16 protein-coding genes are annotated in these 24,617 nt (G+C 52.7%); 15 read left to right on the top strand and 1 reads right to left on the bottom strand.

Annotation, left to right across the window (positions count from 1 at the left end; translation table 11 throughout):
- Positions 1-9 precede the first annotated feature (9 nt).
- Positions 10-1,722 carry a cache domain-containing sensor histidine kinase gene (locus PJDR2_RS04875; RefSeq protein WP_015842574.1) on the bottom strand — a complete coding sequence of 571 codons (1,713 nt, stop codon included), beginning with the start codon at positions 1,720-1,722 and terminating at the stop codon, positions 10-12.
- A 219-nt stretch (positions 1,723-1,941) separates the two neighbouring features.
- Between PJDR2_RS04875 and PJDR2_RS04880 the strand changes: the two genes are divergently transcribed.
- From PJDR2_RS04880 to PJDR2_RS04950, 15 genes are all read left to right on the top strand, one after another.
- Positions 1,942-2,826 (top strand): ABC transporter permease, encoded by an 885-nt coding sequence (locus PJDR2_RS04880; RefSeq protein WP_015842575.1) that lies wholly within the window; start codon positions 1,942-1,944, stop codon positions 2,824-2,826.
- A 13-nt stretch (positions 2,827-2,839) separates the two neighbouring features.
- Positions 2,840-3,718, top strand: coding sequence for a carbohydrate ABC transporter permease (locus PJDR2_RS04885; RefSeq protein ID WP_015842576.1), 879 nt, complete (start codon positions 2,840-2,842; stop codon positions 3,716-3,718).
- A 63-nt stretch (positions 3,719-3,781) separates the two neighbouring features.
- Complete coding sequence (locus PJDR2_RS04890; protein ID WP_015842577.1) at positions 3,782-8,083, top strand: carbohydrate binding domain-containing protein; 4,302 nt, start codon at positions 3,782-3,784, stop codon at positions 8,081-8,083.
- Positions 8,084-8,224: 141 nt separating this feature from the next.
- Positions 8,225-8,890, top strand: a complete 666-nt coding sequence (bglS, locus tag PJDR2_RS04895) for a beta-glucanase (RefSeq protein WP_416202266.1) — start codon at positions 8,225-8,227, stop codon at positions 8,888-8,890.
- Between the two features lie 242 nt (positions 8,891-9,132).
- Positions 9,133-10,863, top strand: a complete 1,731-nt coding sequence (locus PJDR2_RS04900) for an extracellular solute-binding protein (RefSeq protein ID WP_041613295.1) — start codon at positions 9,133-9,135, stop codon at positions 10,861-10,863.
- A gap of 380 nt (positions 10,864-11,243) precedes the next feature.
- Positions 11,244-13,049 carry a cache domain-containing sensor histidine kinase gene (locus tag PJDR2_RS04905; RefSeq protein ID WP_015842580.1) on the top strand — a complete coding sequence of 602 codons (1,806 nt, stop codon included), beginning with the start codon at positions 11,244-11,246 and terminating at the stop codon, positions 13,047-13,049.
- Entirely contained in the window at positions 13,046-14,665 is a 1,620-nt protein-coding gene (locus tag PJDR2_RS04910) for a helix-turn-helix domain-containing protein (protein ID WP_015842581.1), read from the top strand. The genes PJDR2_RS04905 and PJDR2_RS04910 overlap by 4 nt, the downstream gene beginning before the upstream one ends.
- Positions 14,666-14,900: 235 nt before the next feature.
- Positions 14,901-16,211 (top strand): ABC transporter substrate-binding protein, encoded by a 1,311-nt coding sequence (locus PJDR2_RS04915; protein WP_015842582.1) that lies wholly within the window; start codon positions 14,901-14,903, stop codon positions 16,209-16,211.
- A gap of 100 nt (positions 16,212-16,311) precedes the next feature.
- The gene (locus PJDR2_RS04920; protein WP_015842583.1) at positions 16,312-17,241 is read left to right on the top strand and encodes a carbohydrate ABC transporter permease; all 930 of its coding nucleotides are present in this window, start codon (positions 16,312-16,314) and stop codon (positions 17,239-17,241) included.
- Between the two features lie 14 nt (positions 17,242-17,255).
- A complete protein-coding gene (locus tag PJDR2_RS04925) occupies positions 17,256-18,116 on the top strand; it encodes a carbohydrate ABC transporter permease (protein ID WP_015842584.1) in 861 nt (286 codons plus the stop codon).
- An 11-nt stretch (positions 18,117-18,127) separates the two neighbouring features.
- Positions 18,128-19,603 (top strand): sulfatase, encoded by a 1,476-nt coding sequence (locus tag PJDR2_RS04930; protein WP_015842585.1) that lies wholly within the window; start codon positions 18,128-18,130, stop codon positions 19,601-19,603.
- Positions 19,604-19,748: 145 nt separating this feature from the next.
- Entirely contained in the window at positions 19,749-20,747 is a 999-nt protein-coding gene (locus PJDR2_RS04935) for a formylglycine-generating enzyme family protein (protein WP_015842586.1), read from the top strand.
- A 232-nt stretch (positions 20,748-20,979) separates the two neighbouring features.
- Positions 20,980-22,338, top strand: coding sequence for an extracellular solute-binding protein (locus tag PJDR2_RS04940; RefSeq protein WP_015842587.1), 1,359 nt, complete (start codon positions 20,980-20,982; stop codon positions 22,336-22,338).
- Between the two features lie 98 nt (positions 22,339-22,436).
- Complete coding sequence (locus PJDR2_RS04945; protein ID WP_015842588.1) at positions 22,437-23,741, top strand: carbohydrate ABC transporter permease; 1,305 nt, start codon at positions 22,437-22,439, stop codon at positions 23,739-23,741.
- 1 nt (position 23,742) lies between these two features.
- On the top strand, positions 23,743-24,585 hold the full coding sequence (locus tag PJDR2_RS04950; protein WP_015842589.1) for a sugar ABC transporter permease: 843 nt from the start codon (positions 23,743-23,745) through the stop codon (positions 24,583-24,585).
- The last annotated feature ends 32 nt before the right edge of the window (positions 24,586-24,617 follow it).

Raw genomic sequence — 24,617 nt, forward strand, 5'->3', positions numbered from 1 at the left:
CTGCTTCACCTACTCTATTGTTTTGTCACTCCAGGTAATAGTCGTCTTGATTCCCCCCAAGTCTGAGCGGGTATAAGACAAGCCGGCTCCTTCTCCAAACAGATAGATCAATCTTTGATGCACATTCCAAGTCCCGCAGCCCATATTGTCGTCAAGCGGCTTGGTTAAGCTGAGCTGCAGCTTCTGAATTTCCTCGTCTGTCATGCCAATCCCGCTGTCCTCCACGACTAACCGATACATCCCGTCCTCCGCATAACCGCGGATCCGGATCTCGCCGTTCTCCGCCTGCGGCTCCAATCCGTGGACAATGGCATTTTCGACAATCGGCTGCAAGGTTAACCGCGAGATCGTTTTGTTCATCAGTTCATCCGGCACCTCAATCGCAAACCGCATCCGTTCAAGCCGGAGAGACTGGATTTCCAGGTAATTCGTGACCATGCTGAGCTCCTCGCGGATCGTCGCCACGTCGTTTTCCGACCTTGTAATATAGCGGAAATAATCCCCAAGATTCAACGCCATCGCTACAACGGCTTTTTCGTTTTTCATCCGCGCCATGTTTTTGATATAGAACAGGCAGTTGTACAGAAAATGCGGATTGATCTGGGATTGCAAATGCTTCAGCGTTGCTTCGCGCCTCCGCAGCTTCTCCTCGTATACGTTCTCGATCAGCTCCTGGATCCGCTGGGCCATAATGTTGAACCGTCCGAGCAACAAGCTGAATTCATTCGTGCCGGAATGGCTTAGCCGGACCGAGAAATCGCCGGAAGACAGCCGCTTGGTGCCCCGGACAAGCTGGAGCAGAGGGACTTGCACGCTTCGGTAAATAACGAAGATAACGGCGATACTCATGACGAGCAGGACGGCAATCGACGTGTAGAACAAGTTCCGGCTGTTCGTAATCGGACTCAAAATCTGCTGCATCGGAACATAATCGACATAATACCACTTCAGGCTATCCGACTTGATGTAAGAGACGTAATACTCGGTATTGTCCAGCTTCGTACGGAAGCCTCCCCGCTCCCCGAGCTTCGATGATTTCAGCTTCTCCGAGAGAAGATCGATCTTCGCGGAGTTGGCGGAATGATTGCGGATCGATCCCTGCTCCGGATTAAACAGGAACGGATCGCCGCTGTTGTTCACTTTGTTTTCGTCCAGCATGGTCGTCACGTGATTGATCGGGAAGCTGATCTTCGTAATGAGCCTCGCGCTGCGCGGATTGGACATCGCGGTCGTTGGTTCGGTGGCATACCAGACAAAGCTGTCGCCCGTATACTCCCAGGATTTGAGGAACGGCTTCGTAAAAGCATCCTCCCGGTACGTGATCGTATTGTAATATTCCGTGGACAAGGCGTCTCCCGTACGCGGGAAAAACAACGTAATGGTGGAATGCCACTTGCTGGCGGCGTTGTACAGATTCATTTTTTCCAGAATGGCTACGCTCAGCTTTACCCGTTCATAAGGCTGCTCCCGGAAGTCAGGACGCTGGTACTCCTGAATGCTGGAGTCCTGCCCAATCGATACGCCGTAGAGGGATAACTGATAAATATTCGACTCGACCTGGGCAGCGAAGGAAGACAAGCGATTCGTTGTGCCGCTCTGGATTTCGTTCTCGATGACGCGCACGCTTTCCCGGTTGGAATAGGTGTACAGGGATAGAACCGGGATAAGCAGGAGCAGGACGAGAAGGGAGATTTTCGTGAAAACATTGAACCGCAGCAGCAAGATGATGCCCCCTTCAGATAGTTAAAATATCAATATCGTTGTTGCAATATTAGGATATAGATCACAAATCCCCGTTGCTATAATCGTTATATTACAAGGTCAGGACGACCTAGAAAAGCACAAATTTGTCTGAACATGGAGGATACCGCGGTGAAAGAAACAGCTTTACAGCTACCTGCACAACAAGAAAAACGCCGTGTTTCAAGGAAAAGCTGGAACATGAAACGCAATTGGCCCCTGCACGTGATGCTCCTGCCGGCGCTTGTTCTCGTCATTATTTTCCAGTACATTCCGATGGCCGGAATCGTAATCGCGTTCCAGGATTTCAAGCCTTGGAAAGGGTTAACCGGATCTGAATGGGTCGGCCTAGACAACTTCCGGTTTCTGTTCAAGTATCCGGATATCGGTCAGGTGATTTGGAATACGCTTGTCATCGCTTTTTTCAAAATGGCAGCCGGACTTATCGTTCCGTTCCTGTTCGCCATTCTGCTTAACGAGGTCAGGCTGATGGCCTTCAAACGGTTTACGCAGACGCTTGTCTATCTGCCGCATTTCCTGTCCTGGGTTATTCTCGGGGGCATTCTGCTCGATATTCTCGCTCCGGACGGGGGACTCGTGAATAAAGCCGTAACGGCGCTGGGATTTGAACCGGTCTTCTTCCTCGGGGACAACAACTGGTTCCGCTTCACGCTTATTGTCAGCGACGTCTGGAAGGAATTCGGCTTCGGAACAATCGTCTTCCTGGCGGCGCTGGCGGGGATCAATCCGGCGCTTTACGAAGCGGCGGAGGTGGACGGGGCGTCAAGGCTGAAGCAGACCATTCACATTACGATGCCGGCGCTGATGCCGATCACCATCGTGCTTGGAACCTTGTCGATCGGCAATATTTTGAATGCCGGGTTTGATCAGGTGTTTAACCTGTACAACCCTCTCGTGATGGAGAAGGGAGATATTATCGACACCTTCGTTTATAGGCTGGGGATATTAAACGGGAAAATGAGCTTCGCCACAACGGTTGGATTGTTCAAATCCGTCGTAGCGACGATTCTCATCGCGACATCTTACCGGTTGGCCTATAAATTTGCGAATTATCGCGTCTTCTAAGGAGGTTCTACTTTTGTACCACAAAACGTTAGGCTACAAAATTTTCAGCATCGGCAACTATGTGTTTCTTGGCCTTTTGTCGCTTCTATGCATCTTGCCTATTATTCATATTCTGGCTGTATCGTTCAGCAGCATGGCGCCTGCCTCGTCCAATCTCGTAGGCTTCTGGCCGATCGGCTTTACGACGGATGCTTACGAGAAAACGTTCGGCAATTCCAATTTCCTGAACTCGCTTGGCGTTTCGGTAATGAGAACCGTATTATCCACGGTAATCGGCATGGCTCTCTGCCTGATGACCGCTTATCCGCTGTCGAAGGAGGATCTTCATTTCCGGGGCCGCACGATGTATGTCTGGATCTTTGTCTTTACCATTTTGTTCAGCGGAGGCTTGATCCCAAGCTATATCCTGGTTCAAAAGATCGGACTGATGGATTCCATCTGGGCGTTAGTGCTGCCCGGCGCGGTGTCGGTATGGAACGTCATACTGATGCTGAACTTTTTCAGAGGCCTGCCGAAGGAGCTGGAGGAAGCGGCTTATCTGGACGGGGCGGGACAACTGAAGACGCTGGTGCTGGTATTTATACCGCTGTCGATGCCGTCCATCGCGACTTTGTCGCTGTTCACGATGGTTTATCAATGGAACTCCTGGTTCGACGGGATGATCTATATGCGGGATATCAAGGATTATCCGCTGGCGTCGCTCCTCCAGACGATTATCGTCCAGCAGGATTTCAGCAAGATCAACGTCGATCCGAAGCAGCTCGAGAACATTTCGCAGCGTACGGTACGGGCCGCGCAAATTTTTATCGGCGCGCTTCCGATTTTGCTCGTTTATCCGTTTCTGCAGCGGTTCTTTGTTAAAGGGATGGTCATCGGCGCGGTAAAAGAGTAGCGATAGGCAAAGGAGGGGCCGCTTGATGCGGCCCCGACCATGTAAACCATTGGGGAGGTAACTATGTTAAAGAAGAGATTATCGCAATTAACGGCCTGCAGTCTGCTGGCAGCCACTCTTAGCCCGCTTGTTGGAGGGACAGCGATTCATGCCTCGGAAGCGGCTGGGGCAACTTCGTTTAAGGATCTGGGGGGACATTGGGCGGAATCCGCCGTCAATCGCATGGTTTCGTTTGGTATTGTAAGCGGTTACGAAAATGGCGCGTTTAAGCCTGGCTCGCCAATCAGCCGTGCCGAGTTTATTGCCATGCTGGACCGCATATTTGGATTCGCCGGACAAGAAGAAGCCGGATTCCAGGATGTATCGCCGGATGCCTGGTATTCCGACGCGGTGAAGAGATCAAGCGGTTCCGGCATTGTTCAAGGCGTGGACGCGAAGCATTTTGCTCCAAACGCCAGCATTACGCGGGAAGATGCGGCGGTCATGATTGACCGGGCGTTCGAGCTCTCGACGGGTTCGGAATCCGAAACGCAGCTTCAGCAGTTCAAGGATTTAGCGGATGTTTCCGGCTATGCCAAGAAAGCGCTTACTTACTTGGCGAGCGAAAAACATATAAAAGGCTATAACGGCAAGCTTCAGCCGAAGTCGCCGATTACGCGCGCCGAATCGGCCGTGCTTTTGTCCGGCATGATCGGGGATTTGGTTGCAAAGCCGGGCAAGTACGACGCTGCGCAAGTGGAAGGCAATCTCATTATTCGCTCCACGGATGTTACTGTCGACCGTACGGCGGTGTACGGAAACCTGCTGCTTGCCGAAGGGATTAAAGAAGGCGATGCGACGCTTAAGGGCGTAACCGTTACGGGCAAGACCGTTATTAAGGGCGGCGGAAGCCATTCGGTTGTTTTTGACGGCGCCAAGCTGAAGGATGTGCTCATTAACAAGCCAGGCGGAGCGGTCCGCGTTGTTTTCTCAAACGGAACGACGGCGGATCAGGTCCTTATCCAGCATCCGACGGACTTCGAATGGTCGGCGGATAGCCGCGTAGGAAACCTTCAGGTCCAGTCCGGCGGCGTGACGGTGAATGACAAAGCCATGCCGGCAGGCACGAAAACCACCCTTGGTACGGGTTCTGAGGGAACAACCAATCCTCCGGCAACCAACCCGCCGGAAGCCTCCGGGGAGAAGCCCGTGCCGCCTACAACGATAGCGGATAACGAGTGGAAGCTCGTATGGAATGACGAATTCAACCAATCAACGATTGATTCAAGCAAGTGGACGGTTCAAGATACCGGCGTTGTTTACAATAACGAGCTTGAGTACTACAAACCGGATAATGCGGTCATTGAACGGGATGGCGACCGCAGCGTCCTGAGCATTAAAGCGAAGAAAGAAGAACATAAAGGCAGCCATTACACCTCCGCGAAGCTCATCACCAAGGAAAAAGGCGACTGGACCTACGGCAAAGTGGTTGTCCGCGCCAAGCTTCCGGTTCAGCAGGGGATGTGGCCGGCGATTTGGCTGCTGCCAACCGATGAAGCCCATTACGGCGGCTGGCCGGCTTCCGGCGAAATTGATCTGATGGAGCTGATTGGCGGGGCGAACAAGAACCGCGTCTTCGGTACCCTTCATTACGACAGCGTACAGGCGGACGGCTCGCATGGCTCCGACCAAAGCAGCCATGTATTGCCGGAGGGCAAGACCTATGCCGACGACTACCATGATTTTCAGCTGGAATGGCTGCCGGGCGTAATCCGTTTCTATGTCGACGGCCAGCTTTATCATGAAGTGAGAGACTGGAAAACCAAAGGCCCGGGGCAGCCGGAATATTATACGTACCCCGCGCCGTTTGACCGCCCGTTCTATCTCATTTTGAATCTGGCGGTTGGCGGTGATTGGCCGGGTTCGCCAAACGGCGATTTTACGGCTGATCAAATGAATGTCGACTTCGTAAGGGTGTATGAATACAAGAACCTGGACAGCTGGGAGGATGTAACGGGCAATCCGCCGGAGCCGTCCCCCAAGCGCGAACCGCAGGCTGACGGCAATCTGTTGTATAACGAAAAGTTTACGCAGTCAACGGATGCAAACGGCGTGCCGCAGGATTGGCAGTTCCTTCTTAACGCCGGCGGTTCAGGCCAAGCGGCCGTCGTGGACGATGCTTCCAAAGGAAAAGCGGCAAAGATCGCAATCGATAACGGCGGTACGGAGATTTACTCCGTTCAGCTGACGCAAATGCCGGTATATTTGCAGAAGGGCAAAAAGTATAAGGTCACGTATGAGGCAAAAGCCGACGAGGCCCGCACGATAATGTCGAAGGTAAATCAGTTCGAGAAGAGCTGGAAAAATTATTCCGGCGAGCAATACGGCAATCTGACAACCCAATGGCAGTCTTATGAATATACGTTCGACATGCTGGAGAGCACGGACAACAATGCGAGATTCGAGTTTAATCTTGGGAAAAACGCGGCGGCCGTCTATATTGCAAACGTGAAGCTGGTTGAGATCGGCGATGCCTCCCCGCAGCCGGAGGTGCCGGGTGAACGGACCGCGCTGGCGGACGGCAATCTGATCTATAACGGTACGTTTGATCAAGGAAGAGACCGTCTTGCTTTTTGGACCAAGTCCGTTGCTCCGGGTGCGGAAGCTGCGGTCAGCGTGAATAACTTCCTTGCGTTTCCGATTTATGAGCGGCAGCTGGTTGTTGATGTGAAGGATGGTGGCACGAATGCGGAAGCCGTAACGGTCTCCCAGCCTGGGCTGGCGCTTGCAGGGAACAGCGAATACGGCATTTCTTTTGAGGCCAAGGCCGATGCGCCGCGGAGTATGATGGTTGAACTGGCAGGCGATCATTCCGCTACCTACCCTGGCGGCAACGCCGTATCGCTTGGCACTAAGCTGCAAACCTACTCGCTGGAAGCGGTATTGGGGGATGGCGCGGATACGGCGGAAGCTGAGCTGAAGCTGCTGTTCGGCGGCGAGAGCGGTACGGTCTATGTCGACAACGTCCGGCTGGTGAAGCGCGGCGAGCCGATTACGGTAGCGGGCTATACTCATATTCCGGCAGCAAACGCATGGGAGATGCAGGGGCTGCAGCTCGAAAATGCAAGCGAAGGCGGCAAAAACGTCGCTTACATGGATGAAGGCGATACGCTCAAGTACAAAATCGGCGTAACCCGTTCCGCTGAATACCAGTTCTCGGCCAGAGTGGCAAGCGGTCAGGAGCAGTCGCAAATCCGCCTGCGGATCAAAGACGAGAATGGTTCCGTTGTCTCGCAGTCGAGTTATGAATTCGGCAATACCGGCGGCTGGCAGACCTATCAGACCGTCTATATGAGACCTGCCGCGCTGGAAGCGGGACATGACTATTACGTGGAATTCCAAGGCTACGACTACAATGCGCTTTGGGTAGATCTGTCGCCTAACTTGGTTCAGAACGGCGGATTCGATACGAATCTTAACGGCTGGAATCTGAATGCGGGAGATTCGGCGACGATGAGCCGCTCGGATGAAGGAAGCCTGATTGCGGCGCTTCCCGGAACAAGCGCGAATTGGTGGGACGCTACGCTTCAGCAGGAGCAGCTTAAGATCGAGAAGGGCAAGTCTTACAGGCTGGAGTTTGATGCTTCCGCTTCTACCGAGAAAGCCGTGCAGGTTGTTGTCTCGCAGAGCAGCGGCGATTTCGCCAAATATTTGGAGGACACCGCCCAGCTTTCCGCAGACCGCAAGCATTACGCGTACTCTTTTGCAATGGCCGGCGATTCCGATCCTTCGTCCGTGCTGGTGTTCGGGCTGGGCAATCCGGCGGGCGCCGCAGGCGGGCATTCGGTAACGTTCGATAACGTACTGCTCTACGAGGTTAATGCTTCCGCGGAGAGCGGCGGCCAGCCTACGAACGTCAATCTGCTGCAAAACGGCAATTTCGCGAACGGCCTCGCTGGCTGGTTCTCTTATACGGCGGCTCCGGGCGAGCTTGCGATCGGGGCTAACAACGGAAAGCTGGAGGCTTCGATCGGCGCGGCGGGCGATAACCCTTGGGACCGCCAGGTTATTCAGGAAGGCTTCGCTATTCAGCAGGGAAGCAAGTATGCGTTTAGCTTCAAAGCGAAAGCCAGCACGGCAAGGAAGCTGGGGCTTGGCATCGGGTGGGTAGATGTGCCGGCAGGTTATGCTTGGCATGGCTATTACGGACAGCAGGTGGATTTGACGGAAGAGGAGCAGACCTTTACGTTCACCTTTGACGTGACCGATCAGGGGTATAATACGTCCCGCATCTCCTTCGATATGGGCAATATCGCAGGCGGCAACGCCGGTAACGCGACGATTACGATCTCGGACGTTAGCTTGGTCAATCTGGGGCCGATTTAACGCCATTTTATAGATCGAAAGCTTGGTGCTGGGGGAGGGGATAAGCGGAGGCGGCAGGCAATTACAAGGCACGATAAAATCCGGAGGTGTTCCATGAAAAAGAAAGCATCCCTTCTTATGGCCGGTTCGGCGATTGTATCGATGTTGTTTGTCTCAAGCTCTTACGGGGCTACGGAATTTTGGGAGCCTTTGACGTATTATAATCCCGCTACCTGGCAGAAGGCGGACGGCTACTCGAACGGCGGCATGTTCAACTGTACCTGGCGGGCGAACAACGTAAGCTTCACAAGCGACGGGCATTTGAAGCTGGGCTTGACCAGCTCCGCCTACAACGTGTTTGACTGCGCCGAGTACCGTTCCGTCTACAAATACGGTTACGGTCTGTACGAGGTCAGCATGAAGCCGGCGAAAAATACGGGTATCGTCTCTTCCTTCTTCACTTATACCGGTCCGGCCGACGGTACGCCATGGGATGAGATCGACATTGAATTCCTTGGCAAGGATACGACCAAAGTACAGTTCAACTACTTCACGAACGGCGTTGGCGGCCATGAAAAAATCGTTGATCTCGGCTTTGATGCGTCGCAGGGCTTCCATACTTACGCGTTCAATTGGCAAGCCGGGTCAATCAAATGGTACGTGGACGGGGTACTGAAGCATACGGCAACCTCCAACATCCCAAGCAATCCCGGCAAAATCATGATGAATATCTGGAACGGCACGGGAGTCGACAGCTGGCTCGGAGCCTACAACGGCGCCAATCCGCTTTATGCCGAGTACGATTGGATGAAATATACGAGCAACTAGTTTGGCGTAACGGTACAGGGGAACCTGTACCGTTTTTTTCTTGCTTCGGTCTGTCTGTCCCTAGCCCCTCAGGGGATATATTCCAACTGACACGGAGAGCTGGTTACAGTAAAATTTTAAGGATGCATATTCAATTTCCAACATCCTAAAGAAGTGCAATCGATGTTGCAATCTTAGTATAGAACGGGGTTGCCCTACTCCTTAATATAAGTCCTGTAAGCCAATACATTGCACTGGGGGAAATGCAGTTGAAGGAACAAAAGAGAAAGTTGCTGCCGACCATGGTACTTGCGGGAGTGATCTCCCTTACGGCGATTACAAGCGCATGCGGCAACAATAACAATGCACCGGACAATGCGAATGCGGGCAAAGAGCCAAGCAACACGGCTGCCGCTGGGAACACGAATGCGGGCGCGGAAGCAAAAGACGTCAAATTCGATCCTCCGATTACGATTACTTATTTGCGTCCATGGGGCCCGGATGTCAAATTCAAATCGGGCGAAGACCAGGACAATAACGTTCATACGAAATGGGCGCTTGATAAATTCGGCATTCAGCTCAAGAATCAGTGGATTGCTCCTTCCACGAATAATGCCTTTGAAACGAAGCTTCGCTTGTCTCTGGCAACAAACGAAAAAATGCCGGATATTATTTCGTACCGCGGTGACTTCACGCTGGTAAGAGAGCTGATTGATTCCGGCCGCTTCGTTGATGCAGGCGAGCTGTTCGACAAATATGCGAGCCAGGTATGGAAGGATGCGATGAACGAGGATCCAACCGTATGGTACCCGTACATGGAGGACGGCAAGCGAATTGGCATACCGATTCTGGATTACGCTTACAATGGCGACCCGGTTATGTGGATCCGCGAGGATTGGATGCAGAAGCTTGGACTGCCCGCGCCAAAGACATTGGATGATCTCGAAAAAGTGATGGACGCCTTCACGAACCAGGATCCGGACGGCAACGGCAAGAAGGATACTTACGGTCTCGCAATCGGCTTCAAGAACTGGATTAATACATGGATGTCGGACGCGGGCTGGATCTTTGGCGCTTACGGCACAATGCCTAACCAATGGAACAAAACCGCGGACGGCAAGCTCGAATACGGCTCCGTAACCGAAGGCTCCAAGAAGGCGCTGGCCACGCTTCAAAGCTGGATGAGCAAAGGCTATCTGCCAACCGAAGCGGGTCTCTATGACGAGACGAAAGCGGCGGAAGACTTCACGGCGGGCAAAGCGGGTATCGTTGTTGGTCCTCACTGGATGCCGGCATGGCCGCTGGAAGACGTGAAGAAGAACAATAAAGACGCACAGTATAAAGCCTATCCGCTGCCAGCGGGACCAGACGGCAAAGTGGGACGTCACGGTACGTCGAACTCCAACGGCGTTGTCTTGATTAATGCCGAGATGGAGCATCCGGAAGCGTTCTTCGCTTACCAGAATTACCTGTTCGAGCAATACGCGAATCCGCAGGCTGGCGGAGAATTCGAGAACGGTCTTGCCGAAGGCTACGACTGGGTTATGGTAGACGGCCAGGTGAAGACGGACGCGGCAAGCACGGGCGGTTACGCACCTGAGAAATATACGCTGACGTTTGACGGCGCGCGTATTCCAAGCTTGAACATGCAAGTGCTGTCGAAGCTGGCGAACGGCGAAGAAGCGACTACTCCATTCGAGAAGAAGCTTAAGCTGAGCTCACCGCAGCCTCTCCTGGAAGCAGCTAAGATTGTACAGGAGCAGAAGGATTCCGTTCTGCCTCAAATGTTCACGGGGGCTCCGACCAAGACCATGCAGACAAGCAACGATATTCTGGGCAAGATGGAGAAGGATACCTTCTCGCAAATCATCTACGGCAAAGCTCCGGTTGATTCCTTCGACAAATTCGTGGAGAAGTGGAAATCCTCCGGCGGCGATAAAATCACCCAGGAAGTAAACGAGTGGTACCAATCCGTCAGCGGCGGAACAAAATAAGTAAAATAAGTAAAAGACCGCCTCTCATATGTAGAGGCGGTTTTAGTTTTCCGCTCCCCCCTCTAATAGAGCAGGGTTCTTTGCGGCGTAACGCCCGAAAGGGCGCTCGAAGCTGGACGAAGCGGGCAGGCACGGAGCAAGTGAGGGCTCTTGAGAAGCGTAGCGCTCGCCTTTGTTTTCAAAGTTTAACCTTAGACCAAAATAAAATTGGAAACTTTGAAAACAACAGCGATCGAAAGAGCATTCACTTGCGTAGTGCCAGCCATTAGCGTAGTCCCCGCCCTTCAGCAACCACCAGTTACCCGCAACAACCAACTCTTTTTTATGTTATAGTATTGGTTATTTAAAACGACTTACGCAAAATGACGGGGGAGCTTCACATGGTATGGAACTGGTTTATACGGAAAAGCAGCGTGCAGAATAAGTTTCTGATCGCTTCGCTGGTGCTGATCATTATACCGCTGGGACTGTTCGGGATAATCTCGCTGCAAATCTCGAAGGACTCCATTACCTCGCAGGTAAGCCAGTCGAACCTGAAGATGCTGGGGCAGATTGCGGATAAAACCGACCGGATGCTGGATGACATTATCGCGGTGTCGAACCAGTTCTTCCTCAGTACCGAGGTGAACCACGCGTTTACGCAAGCCTTTGATCCAAGCAGCTACGAATATGCCATGCAGAGGGCTTCCTTCGATCAGATGTTTTCCAATTCCATTTATTCGTTTAACCGGATCAGCTTTCAAGTGCTGCTGAGAGGGCTTAACGGCTTTGAATTCCCGGGCAGCGGCATGGAGGAGACGTTGTCTCAGCCGGTCGGCTCGTATTCGGACAAGGAGTGGTACCGCGCCGCCGTCTACGGTCAGGGTCAGATTATCTGGGTAACCGAGCCGATGCCGGAGCTGACGGGAGTAGACCGGGGGGCAGCATTTTACGGCGTACGGATCAGCAAACGGTTTGAAAGCGGTTCACCTACGGGTATTGTAGCGGTCAGCGTCGACGAAAGCTCGATTAACGACTTATATAGCAGCGCGCTGGATAAAGCGCAGGAGATCGAGATCGTAGACGCAAACGGGAGGATCATCTCCTCCGGCCATAAAGACCAGATTCGTCAGTCGCTGGCCGACCGGCCGTATTATTATAAAATCCGGGATTACGATTCCGGTTATTTCAGGGCTGAGGAAGGCGGGAAGGAGCAGCTTATCTCTTTCCAGACGATTGGCAAGACGAATTGGAAGCTGATTTCGTACACCCCTACGGCGACGGTATTGTCCAGCATCAACCAGCTCCAGAAGATCGTTATTCTGGTATTTGCGGGTGTCGTGCTGCTTGCGTATGCGGCCTCTTATTTTATGGCAAGGCGTCTTGCCGTGCCGATCAAGAGATTGTATAACCATTTTGGACGGGTGGAGCTTGGCGATTTGTCGGTCCGTCTTCCCGTTAACTCGGAGGATGAGATTGGGCATTTGACGAGAAAGTTCAACCGCATGCTCGAACGGATTCAGGAGCTGCTGGAAAATATCCAGCTGGAGCAGGAACGCAAAAGACATGCGGAGCTCCAGGCGCTGCAGTCGCAGATCAACCCGCATTTCCTGTACAATACGCTTGCTTCGATCCGTTTCATGCTTGTAAAGCATAAGCCGGAGACGATTGATTCGGTTATCGTAGCGCTGGTGAAGCTGCTGAAGCAATCGATTTCGAAGCAGGACGAGCTTATTCCGATCGGGGAGGAGCTCGAGATGGTCCGGAATTATTTATACATTCAGCAAATAAGGCAAGGAGACCGGATGGAAGTCCGGTACGAGCTCGAAGAGGAGCTTTACGAATACAAGACCATCAAGCTTATTTTGCAGCCGCTGATCGAGAATGCGATATTCCATGGCCTGGAACGCAAGGGAGAGGGACTGCGGCGGCTGGTCGTGAGAGGGTATATGGAACGAACCGATATTTGTTTTGAGATCGAGGATAACGGGGTCGGGATGGATCTTGGGGATATGGAATCCAAGTCAGCGGGAGAGCAAGACGGAAAGCTGGTTCACCGCGGAGGCTACCGGAACGTTCACGAACGGCTTCAGCTTAATTTTGGCGAGAATTATGGAATCAGCATGCAATCGCAAGCCGGGGCGGGAACGACGGTCCTCGTCCGGATACCCGCTATACACAAATGGGAGGAGGTGCGGACAAGATGAATATTCTCATTGTGGATGATGAACCGATGATCAGGGAATGGTTCCAGATGACGGTGGAGCGGACGGGCGGCGATTACCGGATAGCGGGCGAAGCCTCAAACGGCGAGGATGCTTTAACCTTTTGCCGGGCCAACCCGGTTGATCTTGTCGTTACGGATATAAAAATGCCGGGAATGAACGGAATTGACCTGATTAAGGCTCTAAAAGAAGAAATGCCGCATATCCGCTCTGTCGTCTTCAGCTCGTACAGCGAGTTCCAATTCGCGGCGGAAGCGCTGAAGTTTGGGGCAAGCGAATATATTTTGAAGGCGGAAATTACGCTGGCCGGATTGGAAGAGATTTTGCAGAAGATCAAGAAGGATATTGACCTGGATCAACGGGCGGCCAGTGAGATAAACGCGCTTAGATACAGCTTGAACGAAAGTCAGATTACGCTGCGCAATGCTTATTTCCGCGAACTCTTGGAGGGAGGAAGGGAGGCAGCGAATGGATTCGCCGAGAGATTGGAGCGCCTGCATATTGGGTTGTCCGAGAAGCATCTTGCCTTGCTTGTTGTGGGAATTGTACAAGGCCCGGAGCCGCTGCGGATCCGGGAGGAAGGGCTGCTGCAAAACGCGGTCATTAACATTCTGGACGAGACGCTGCATCATGAGCTGGGGAACGGCTGCTCCTTCCTCTACAAGCCTAATCTATATATCATGCTTTGCAATTCGGTTCACACGGGATTAAAGTCGCAGCGCGAATCGCTGCTTGTGCTGGCAAGCCGGGCAAGCGAGCATTTGCAGCGGTTTGTCGGGGCCAATGCCGTGATCGGAATCAGCCATATGTACAGCAGGCTGTCTTATTTGCCGGAGCAGCTGTCCGAAGCGCTTGCGGCAGCGGACCGTCATTTATTTTACGGCGATCCCGGCATTGCCTGGTATGAAGACAACGGCAGCGCAGCCAGCGCGTCCTACAACAGCACCGGCTCTGGCTGGACGTCAGCCTTTCAAGGCTATTTGGAAAACGGGCTGACGGCTAGAGCCGGCTCATTTCTCGAGAAGATCATGGACGAGATGGAGACGGAGAGGCAGTTGTCCGCCAAGCAGGCCAGGTCGCTGCTGCTGGAGCTGATCTATATCGCGGTTAACCGCGGCCGAACGGTAGGCGTTCCGACGGAACAACTGGAGAACCTCTATATTGACGCCCATGTGGAGGTACAGCGGTATGCAACGTTCCGCGAGTTGTCCGGCTGGGCGAGAAGCGTTTTTCACCAGATCATGGACCGGATCAGCGCGCGGCGTCCGCAATATGGGGAAGCGGTTGAGCGGGCATGCGAATATATTACGCTGCATTATGCGGAAGATCTGATGCTGCAGGACATCGCGGACCATGTTCATCTGAGCCGGACGTACATCAGTGAATTGTTCAAGAAAGAAACGGGCATGAATTATAACGAGTACCTGATGCAGGTGCGGATGGAAAAAGCCAAGGAGCTACTGAAACGGCAGACGCTGAAGGTTGCCGATGCCGCGGCGCTTGTCGGTTATTCGAATACAAGCTATTTCATCAAGCTGTTTAAGAACTACACGGGCTTGTCCCCGTCCGAATATATGGAGCAGCAGCGAAGCGTCTAAATAAATACCGATCCTGCAAACATCGCGATAACGCGGTGTTTTTTTATGAATTCCAAGAATAACCGAACAGAGTAGTATGGAATCCGAATATTTTGCTAGTCCCTTAAGGCAGAGGAGCAAGGCAGCTCTTTATTCCTGTACTTTTGTGCTGAAAGACCGGAATATGGCGTCACTGGGGGGCTCTGCAATTCTTTATACTTCACAGTAGATTCAACAAAGGGAGGTCATAGGAGATATGAAAAGAAGAAAAAGCATCATGACGGCGCTATGCGTGACGGTGCTGGCCAGCGTTGCGCTAACCGCATGCGGCAGCAACTCCACCGAGCAGCTGAACCCTAAGGACAACGGTTCTTCCGGCGGCAGCAAGACGCTGACATTCTGGCGGGCAGGCACGGACGCGCCGGAGAAAGCGTATTGGACGCGCGTTATTCAGGAGTTTGAAGCCAGCCATCCGGGCGTGAAGGTGAACTACAGCGAGGTTCCGTTCGGCAACGATATGGAAACAAAGCTGAATGCCGCTTATGCCAGCGGTACCGCGCCGGATGTGCTGTCCTATACACTGGCATCGGTTGCCCAGCGGGCAAACCTTGGCCAATATGAACCGCTTGACGCTTATACGGACAAGTGGGATGGCAAAAGCGACATGATGGAAAGCGTGCTGAACACCGGCACGTATAAAGGCAAGGTTTACGGCCTTGGTTTTATTCCCGACCCTCGCGTACTGTTATGGCGCAAAGACCTGTTCGAAGCGGCGGGACTTGATCCCGAGAAGCCGCCGGCAAGCTGGGAAGAGCTTGCGAAGGATGCGGAACTGTTGACGAAGAAAGACGGCAATACAACGGTGATGGCGGGTCTCGCTATTCCGACGGCTAACGCCTGGACCTTCTGGCAGTCGTTTGTCCTGCAGAACGGCGGCAAAATCATCGATGCGGATAAGAACGAGCCGCTCTTTGATTCTCCGGAATCGATTGAAGCAACGCAGTATATCGTGGATCTGGTGAAAAAAGGCGTAACGATTCCGAACGACTCGGCGAAATCCAACGAGAATCTGTTCCCGAACGGCAAAGCCGCAATCGCGTATGACAGCCCGGCTGCCTACGTCAACACGCAGAAGGATCATCCGGAGCTGGCCGGCAAAATCGGCGTATCCGGTCCAATCGAGCGCAAAACAAAAGCAACCTTCGCCGGTATGCGCCTGCTCTTCATGAGCTCGCAAAGCAAGCAGAAGGATCTGGCGTTTGAATTCATGCAAACCGTCATGTCCAAGGAAGAGACCTGGAACCGTTACAAGGAGCTTGGCACGCCGGTTGTCCTGAACTCGCTCAAGGATGATTACATTAAAGACAAACCGGAAATGAACCAGGCGGTATTTGACGCGGTATCCTACGGGGAAGGCGCCGCAAAGGTTACTTACTCCAGCAAGATGTACGAGATCATCAGCCAGCATCTTGAAGCAGCCTTCTACAACACGAAAACAGCGGAGCAAGCGATGAAGGATGCGGCCGCAGAGCTGAAAAAAGAGCTTCCAAACCTGATTACCAACTAATTGGCATCCATTTAGCTTATGATAGGCGCCTGCTGCTGCAAGAAGGGCAGGCGCCTTTTTTAAAGGATTTTTCTTAATGAAGGAAGAGAGGTGAGGCGTAATGAATGGCATGAATTCGGCAGCAACCAGCAAGGTGACAACCCGCAAGAGCCGCCGGCGCGCCCCAATCGATAAGGCCGGGTATTTGTTTATTGCTCCGGGCTATCTCGTTTATTTCGCATTTATTTTTATCCCGCTGCTGGTGGGGTTGTATTACAGCTTTACGAATTACAACTTTTACTCGACGCCCGCTTTTGTTGGTTTCGACAACTATGTAAGGCTGTTCCATGACAAGCTGTTTGGCACAGCGGTGTACAACACGTTTATTTATTCCTTGTTTTCGATTTTCCCGCAAATGGCATTAGGCCTCTTGCTCGCGGTACTGCTGAACGGAAAGCTGAGAGGCCGCCTGTTCGCCCGTGTCAGCGTTTATATTCCGAACGTAACCTCCATGGTTGCGGTATCGATGATCTGGTTGTGGATTTACGATCCGTCCCTCGGAATTTTGAACCGCGTGCTGAAAACGTTTGGCCTTGCCCCGGTGCAATGGCTGTACGATCCAAGCACGGCGATGGCCGCTATTATTATGATGGGAATCTGGAAATCCATCGGCTACACGATGATCGTGTATCTGTCCGGTCTGCAGTCCATCCCGGCAAGCCTTTATGAAGCCGCGCATATGGATGGCGCAACAAAAGTCCGGCAGTTTTTTGCCATTACCATTCCGATGCTTAAGCCAACAACGTTCTTTATTCTGGTTATGTCCTGCATCAACTCGTTTATGGTATTTGAGCAGGTCAACATTCTGACCAACGGCGGACCGCTGAACACAACGACAACAATCGTGCATCAGATTTACCTGCGCGGCTTCCAGGATTTCCAGATGGGCTACGCTTCGGCGATGGCGATGGTCCTGTTCGTGATTACGCTGCTTATTACTTTGCTGAACTTCCGTCTCGGAAATAAAGGGAATGACACAGATGTGGATTAGGAGGCGGACCCGTAATGACTAGAAAATGGCCTACCGTAGTTTTTTCAATCGTTATGTTTATCATTGCTTTGCTTATGCTGTTCCCGTTCTTATTAATGGTCGTGACATCATTAAAGACGATGGGCGAGATTCAGTCCCCGACCTTTACGTTTATTCCGAAACATTGGCTATTCGACAATTACTCGGTCGCCATGGGACGAGGCGATTGGCTCCGATATTTCTATAACTCGTTTATCGTAACCGGCGTTACCGTTGTATTCAGCCTGGTGTTTAATTCCATGGCGGGCTTTGCATTTGCGCGGCTGCGTTTCCCGGGCCGGGATGTACTCTTCTTCTCCGTGCTGATCGGCATTATGGTGCCGCCGCAGGCGACGATGATTCCAACCTTCCTGATGATGAAGATGTTCCCGTTCTTTGGGGGCAATAACTGGCAGGGGCAGGACGGATTTGGCTTCATTAACAGCTATACGGGGTTGGTGCTGCCGTTTATTGCGGGCTCCTTCGGGATTTTCCTATGCCGGCAATATTTCTTGAACTTCCCGCGGGCGCTCGACGAGGCGGCGCAGATTGACGGAGCGAATGTCTTCCGCGTATTCTTCCAGATCTATCTGCCGCTTAGCAAGCCGATTCTGGCAACGCTGGCAATATTCAAAACAACGGCAACGTGGAACGATTACATGTGGCCGCTTATTATGACCAACACGGAGCATATGCGGACCGTGCAGCTTGGCCTCACCATTTTCCGCAGCGAGACGAACGTAGAATGGAATTTGCTCATGGCGGCAACTACCTTAGTCGTATTGCCTCTTGTATTATTATTCTTGGCAGCGCAGAAATACTTCGTGCAGGGGATTGTAACAACAGGTCTGAAATAAGGGGTGCTTTCATGCGAACGATTATGATTATGCTCGATACCTTGAACCGAAGAGCTTTATCCGCTTACGACGGAGATGGCGTTCGGACGCCTAATATCGACCGCCTGGCGGAGCAGTCCGTTGTCTTCGACCAGCATTGGTCCGGGTCGCTGCCTTGCATGCCGGCGCGGCGCGATATGCTGACGGGACGGGCAGCTTTTCTGGAAAAGGGCTGGGGCGGCATTGAACCGTTCGACCGTACGCTGCCCGCCGCGTTAAGGGAAGACGGCGTGTTCAGTCACATCGTGACCGACCACTATCATTATTTTGCTACGGGCGGCGAGAATTATTGCCAGTCCTTCTCCACATGGGATTTCCACCGGGGGCAGGAGGATGATCCATGGGTTTCTTCAATTAAAGACTTGCCTGCGCCGGAACGTTATTATGGTCAGGTGCGCGCGCAATGCGAGAAGAACCGTAAGCAGTTTCTTCGCGAAGAGGATTATCCGGGGCCAAGGACCATTCAGGCGGCATGCGACTGGCTGGAGAAAAACGGACGCGAGGACCGGTATTTCCTGACCGTAGAAGCTTTTGACCCGCATGAGCCGTTTGATACGCCTGATCATTATTTGCGGATGTACCAGGACAGCTATGAAGGTCCTGCCTACAGCTGGCCGAAATACGGCACCGTTGACGTACCGCGGGAAGCGCTTGCCCATATTCAGAAACGTTACGCGGCGACTCTTACGATGATCGACCATTGGCTTGGCAAGCTGCTGGATACGATGGAACGGCTGGATATTCTGGACGATACGCTTGTTATTTTTACAACCGACCACGGTTTATTGCTAGGCGAGCATGAACAGACCGGCAAAAACGTCATGCATGTCTATAACGAGCTGGCCCATATTCCGCTCATGATCCGTCTGCCTGAAGGCCGGGCTGCAGGCACTCGCATCCAGGCGCTTACGCAAAATATCGATCTTATGCCTACCGTCCTGGACTATATGGGAGCTTCGATTCCCGATACGGTGCAAGGCGCTTCGCTTCGCGGATTGCTCGAAGGAACGCAGGAGAAGGTGAGGGAAGCGGCTTTGTACGGCTACCACGGGATGTGCGTCAATGTAACGGATGGCCGTTATACGTATATGCGCGCACCGGTCTCGGAGGATAATTATCCTTGTTACGCGTACACGGCTATGCCAACCACCTTCCGTTCCTACCTCGGACGCGTAGCGCCGGAGCGTATTGAAGTGGGCCGGTTCCTGCCTTATACGTCATATCCGGTGTTCAAAATTCCGGAGAGCACGCAAGGGGTAACGTATGCCCGGAATCAATTTGTCATGGAAACGCGGCTATACGATCTTGTTCGGGACGAACATCAGGAGCAACCGCTTCAGGATGAGGCGGCCGAAGCACGGATGATGAAGCTGCTCGTCGCGGGCATGAAGCAGGCGGGAGCACCGGAAGAGCAGTATGTCCGGCTTGGACTAATAGAAAAAGAGTAGAGTAGGTGGCAGTATAAAGTCTTCCGTTAGATTACTAGCGGAAAGCGTTGTACTGCCATTTCTTATTATGGTAGTGTTGAAATAAGAGATTTATAGAAAAGCTAGATTGATCATAGACACTTCTTATACGGAGAGGAAGTTGAAGATGGCACGGGAATCAGATCATAACACGGTAAAATCATGCTGTTCAACCGATCGTTCATCGGTTGTTATTGCCCCAAAGAGCCTGAAGCTGAAAGCAAAGGTTAAACCGGCGGACTCCAAGCCGGATGCTGATCCGGACGCGGCGGGAATGCTGTTTATTCCGGGCGGAACCTTCCTGATGGGAACCGATGATAAGGAAGGCTTTGCGGCAGACGGGGAAGGGCCGGTTCATAGCGTTACCGTAAATAGCTTTTATATGGATGAAACGGCGGTAACGAATGAGCAGTTCGGACGTTTTATTGCGGCAACGGGTTATGTGACCGAAGCCCAGAGGTTCGGCTGGTCTTATGTGTTCCATCTGTTCGTCTCGGAGGCGGAAGCGGCGAAGGTGAAAACGGTGCCGCAGACGGCACCTTGGTGGTACCCGGTAGAAGGCGCGGACTGGAACCATCCGGAAGGACCCGACTCCCATATCGAAGGCCGCGAGGATCATCCGGTTATTCATGTCAGCTGGAATGATGCGATGGCGTATTGCGAGTGGGCGGGCAGACGCCTGCCGACGGAAGCGGAATGGGAATACGCGGGCCGCGGCGGACTTGCGCAGAAGCGTTACCCGTGGGGCGATGAGCTGAAGCAGGGCGGCGAGCATAACTGCAACATCTGGCAGGGCAAATTCCCGGTCAAAAATCATGCCAGCGACGGTTACCTTGGAACAGCCCCGGCCAAGAGCTTCCGGCCAAACGGCTATGGCCTCTATAATATGGCGGGCAATGTATGGGAATGGTGCTCGGACTGGTTCAGCCCGTCCTACTACCAGAGCGGCGAGAACGATAACCCGCTTGGCCCGCGTACCGGAGAAGGGCGCGTCATGCGGGGCGGCTCGTATCTCTGCCATAGCTCCTACTGCAACCGCTACCGGGTAGCGGCGCGCAGCAAGAATACGCCCGACAGCTCCACCGGCAATTGCGGGTTTCGTACGGTGCTGTCAGCACCGCAATAATAATATTAAGGCCTTCTACCAAGCCCGCTGCTTGGTAGAAGGCCTTTCTTTGTTGCCCGATTGCACCTGCTACTTCTCTCTATCCCACCTCACCGACAGGTCACAATCTTATCCATTCAGGTCACCGGATTGGTAGTGAGACTCCCCCTCGAAATCCTACAATGAACTCATGAACCACGGCATACCGGGGTCAACAAACCTACAAGAGTTGATAAAGGGAAGGGAGCTCTCAATGATGTTAAAGAGCAAAAAGATGCTTATCACGCTTAGCTTGCTGGCTGTATCGATGTCGCTCGCCGCATGCGGCGGCAACAATAACGGCAACGGCACAACGGCCAACAATGCCAATGCCTCCGCAAGCACGAATACGAACGCTAACGCGCCGGCTTCGGAATCGCCAAGCGCGGACGCTGCGGCAACCGCGGAAGCGAACGGGCCAACGGAAGCGAAGCCAACGGAGTTGACCATCTGGCCGGATACGGCGGAAGACAAACTCGCGGTTATCCAAGCGGCAGCGGATAAATACACCGCCGCAACAGGCATCAAGATCAATATCAAGCCGGTAGCGATGAACGATCAGCCGGATGTGCTCGCGCTTGACGGTCCCGCAGGCAAAGGTCCGGACCTGTTCTACCAGCCGGGAATCGGCAGCCTTGTCGTGAAAGGTCTCGTGCAAGAGGTAAAAGCCTCGGACGAAGTAAAAGGCACCTACACGCCGGAAGCACTTGCGGCTCTTAGCCAAGACGGTGTCCTGTATGGCCTCCCGCTAGTAACGGAAACTTACGCTCTCTTCTATAATAAGAAGCTTGTCCCTAATGCGCCGGCAACGATTGCGGACCTCGAACAAATCATGAAAGACCAGACCGACGCGAAGAAACAGAACTACGGCTTCCTCTTTGAAGCCGCGAACTTCTACTTCGCTTGGGGCTTCCTCGGCGGCGAAGGCGGCTATATTTTCAAAGACAATGCTGGCAAATACGACATCAACGATATCGGCCTGAACAAGGAAGGCACGGTAAAAGGCGCTTCCCTTATCCAAAGCTGGTTCAACAACGGTTACCTGCCTAAAGGCGTTAACGGCGACATCGTTGGCGGCTTGTTCACGCAAGGCAAAGTTGGCGCGGTTATCAACGGACCGTGGGCAATCAATGATTACAAAAAAGCGCTCGGCGACGATCTTGCCGTTGCTCCAATTCCTACCCTTGAGGGCGGCGCGCATCCAACCTCGTTCATCGGCGTAAAAGGCTGGATGCTATCCAAGTTTTCCAAATCCCCAGAGTGGGCAGCGGATTTCGCAGCCTTCCTGACGAACGAAGAGAACGCGCTTGAATACTTCAAGAAAACAGGCGAAGTTCCGCCGGTTATCAATGTACTGAATAATCCTGTTCTGACGGGTGATCCGCTTGTATCCGGCTTCTCGCAGCAAATCCAATACGGCCAGCCGTTCCCGACGGTTCCCGAGCTTGACCATGTATGGGATCCAATGGCGAATGCCCTGAAATTCATCACGGAAGGCAAAGACGTGCAAGCTTCCCTGGACGATGCCGTCAAACTCATTAACGACAAGATGAAAATGGCCGGCGCGAAGTAAGGCAATCCTCGCTCGCCATACCATGAAACAAGGAAAGGGGCTCTTACAGCCCCTTTCTCCATTAAATCGCATTCGGAAATATGGAAGGTGAACCAAACATGAACATCAACGCCCTGGAGCCGGCGCCGCAAGCCAGACAAAGCCATCATAATCCCGCTCTCGCGACCGTCCTGTCCATCGTTCCTGGAATAGGCCAGCTTTACAACCGACGCTGGATTAAAGGAATTGTATTTCTTGTAATTGGCTTAAGCTTGATCATTGCGTTATCCGTGCCTATCGCAAACAGTATCGCAGGAATGATTACGCTCGGGGACAACCCGGAGACCGACGATTCCCGTAATTTGCTCGTCCAAGGCTTGTTATCCTCGATCATAGGCGTTATTCTGCTGGGCCTGTACGTGCTGAATTTACTGGATGCCCGGAAGGACGCGAAAAAACGCCGGGAGGGTATGCGCACGCCGTCCGTCCGGCAGGCCTTCCAGGACAGCTGGGAGCATGGCTTCCCGTATTTCGTCGTCGTGCCGAACTTCATCATGATGGCGCTGATCGTTATTTTCCCGCTGCTGTTTATGATCTCACTCGCTTTTACCAACTACAACTTGTACAATTCTCCGCCTGCCCATCTGCTGGATTGGGTTGGTTTCGCGAACTTCAAAGCCCTGTTCACGGAAGCCGTGTGGAGCAAAAGCTTGTTTACCGTTCTTTCCTGGACGGTGGTATGGACGCTTGTCGCGACAACGCTGCAAATCACGCTGGCCTTTTTCCTTGCGGTTATGATCAATGACAGCCGCGTCAGGTTCAAGCGCCTGATCCGTACGGTTATGATTCTCCCTTGGGCGGTTCCGTCGTTTATGACCGTGCTTGTGTTTACGGCGATGTTTAACGATACGTTCGGCGCGATTAACCGGGATATTTTCTCCCACTTTGGCGTGTCGATTCCGTGGCTCTCCGATCCGACTTGGGCGCGCGTAGCGATTATCGGCATTCAAGTGTGGCTTGGTTTCCCGTATGTGTTCACGCTGATTACCGGGGTGCTTCAAGGGATCTCGAAGGACTGGTATGAAGCAGCCGATGTGGACGGAGGAAGCCGCTGGAAAAAGTTCCGCTTCATCACGATGCCGCATGTGCTGTTCGCAACGGCTCCGCTGCTCATTATGCAATACTCGTACAACTTCAATAACTTCAATATTATCTACCTGTTCAACAAGGGTGGTCCTCCCGTGCCGGGCCAGAACTCAGGTGCAACCGACATCCTGATCTCGTGGGTGTACAGCCTCACGTTTAAGGAAAACAACTACAAAATGGCTGCCGCCGTATCCATCATCATGGGTATTGTCGTAGCGGCGTTTGCTCTCTATCAATTCAGCAGAACCCGTTCCTTCAGAGAGGAGGATATGTACTAAGATGAAACGTTCGCTCAAATCCGCTCTGGAAGTGTCCGGTATTTATCTGGTTGTCCTTATCATGTTCGCCCTTATTTTGTACCCGCTGCTCTGGGCGTTTAGCATGTCCCTCAACCCGGGCACCAGCTTGTTCTCGCTCAAGATGATCCCGGATAACTGGTCGCTGGAGCATTACGAATGGCTGTTCAACAATCCGAGCAGCAACTATACCCTATGGTACAAAAATACGTTGATCATCGCGTTTGCGAACGGTCTAGCCTCGGTCTGCATCGTATCCATCGTTGCGTACGTATTCTCGCGGTTCCGGTTTGTCGGACGGAAGAACAGCATTTATACGTTCCTGCTGCTGCAGATGTTCCCGGTCTTGATGGGAATGGTGGCGATCTATCTGCTGCTCAATACGGTTAACCTGTTGGATACGTTTTTGGGTCTAATCCTGATCTATGTATTTGGCGGCTTGCCGATGAACCTGTTCCTTGTAAAAGGGTACCTCGATACGATTCCGCGCGATCTCGACGAATCGGCCAAAATCGACGGAGCGGGCTACCTGACGATTTTCTTCCGCATTCTGGTGCCGCTTGCAAGCCCGATCATCGCGGTTGTTGCCCTGTTTACGTTTATGGCACCGTTTTTCGATTTCCTGACGCCTCAAATCATTATCCGCAGCCCGGAGAAGTTCACGCTGGCGCTAGGCTTGTACAACTTCATTAACGATAAGTTCGCGAATAACTTTACGATGTTTGCCGCAGGAACAATACTGATTGCGATTCCGATCTCGATTGTCTTCCTGCTGCTGCAAAGGTTCCTTATTTCCGGTCTTGCGGATGGGGCTACAAAAGGTTAATAATTCATTTCATTTCAGGAGGAATGGGATTA

It is taken from the genome of Paenibacillus sp. JDR-2 (assembly GCF_000023585.1).
Classification (GTDB): Bacteria; Bacillota; Bacilli; order Paenibacillales; family Paenibacillaceae; genus Pristimantibacillus.

What these genes read in the sequence shown, in the direction of transcription:
- PJDR2_RS04880 (WP_015842575.1), top strand. Translation starts at nt 1,942, where the DNA reads ATGAAACGCAATTGGCCCCTGCACGTGATGCTCCTGCCGGCGCTTGTT.
- PJDR2_RS04890 (WP_015842577.1), top strand. Translation starts at nt 3,782, where the DNA reads ATGTTAAAGAAGAGATTATCGCAATTAACGGCCTGCAGTCTGCTGGCA.
- bglS (WP_416202266.1), top strand. Translation starts at nt 8,225, where the DNA reads ATGTTGTTTGTCTCAAGCTCTTACGGGGCTACGGAATTTTGGGAGCCT.
- PJDR2_RS04900 (WP_041613295.1), top strand. Translation starts at nt 9,133, where the DNA reads ATGCAGTTGAAGGAACAAAAGAGAAAGTTGCTGCCGACCATGGTACTT.
- PJDR2_RS04905 (WP_015842580.1), top strand. Translation starts at nt 11,244, where the DNA reads ATGGTATGGAACTGGTTTATACGGAAAAGCAGCGTGCAGAATAAGTTT.
- PJDR2_RS04910 (WP_015842581.1), top strand. Translation starts at nt 13,046, where the DNA reads ATGAATATTCTCATTGTGGATGATGAACCGATGATCAGGGAATGGTTC.
- PJDR2_RS04915 (WP_015842582.1), top strand. Translation starts at nt 14,901, where the DNA reads ATGAAAAGAAGAAAAAGCATCATGACGGCGCTATGCGTGACGGTGCTG.
- PJDR2_RS04920 (WP_015842583.1), top strand. Translation starts at nt 16,312, where the DNA reads ATGAATGGCATGAATTCGGCAGCAACCAGCAAGGTGACAACCCGCAAG.
- PJDR2_RS04925 (WP_015842584.1), top strand. Translation starts at nt 17,256, where the DNA reads ATGACTAGAAAATGGCCTACCGTAGTTTTTTCAATCGTTATGTTTATC.
- PJDR2_RS04930 (WP_015842585.1), top strand. Translation starts at nt 18,128, where the DNA reads ATGCGAACGATTATGATTATGCTCGATACCTTGAACCGAAGAGCTTTA.
- PJDR2_RS04935 (WP_015842586.1), top strand. Translation starts at nt 19,749, where the DNA reads ATGGCACGGGAATCAGATCATAACACGGTAAAATCATGCTGTTCAACC.
- PJDR2_RS04940 (WP_015842587.1), top strand. Translation starts at nt 20,980, where the DNA reads ATGATGTTAAAGAGCAAAAAGATGCTTATCACGCTTAGCTTGCTGGCT.
- PJDR2_RS04945 (WP_015842588.1), top strand. Translation starts at nt 22,437, where the DNA reads ATGAACATCAACGCCCTGGAGCCGGCGCCGCAAGCCAGACAAAGCCAT.
- PJDR2_RS04950 (WP_015842589.1), top strand. Translation starts at nt 23,743, where the DNA reads ATGAAACGTTCGCTCAAATCCGCTCTGGAAGTGTCCGGTATTTATCTG.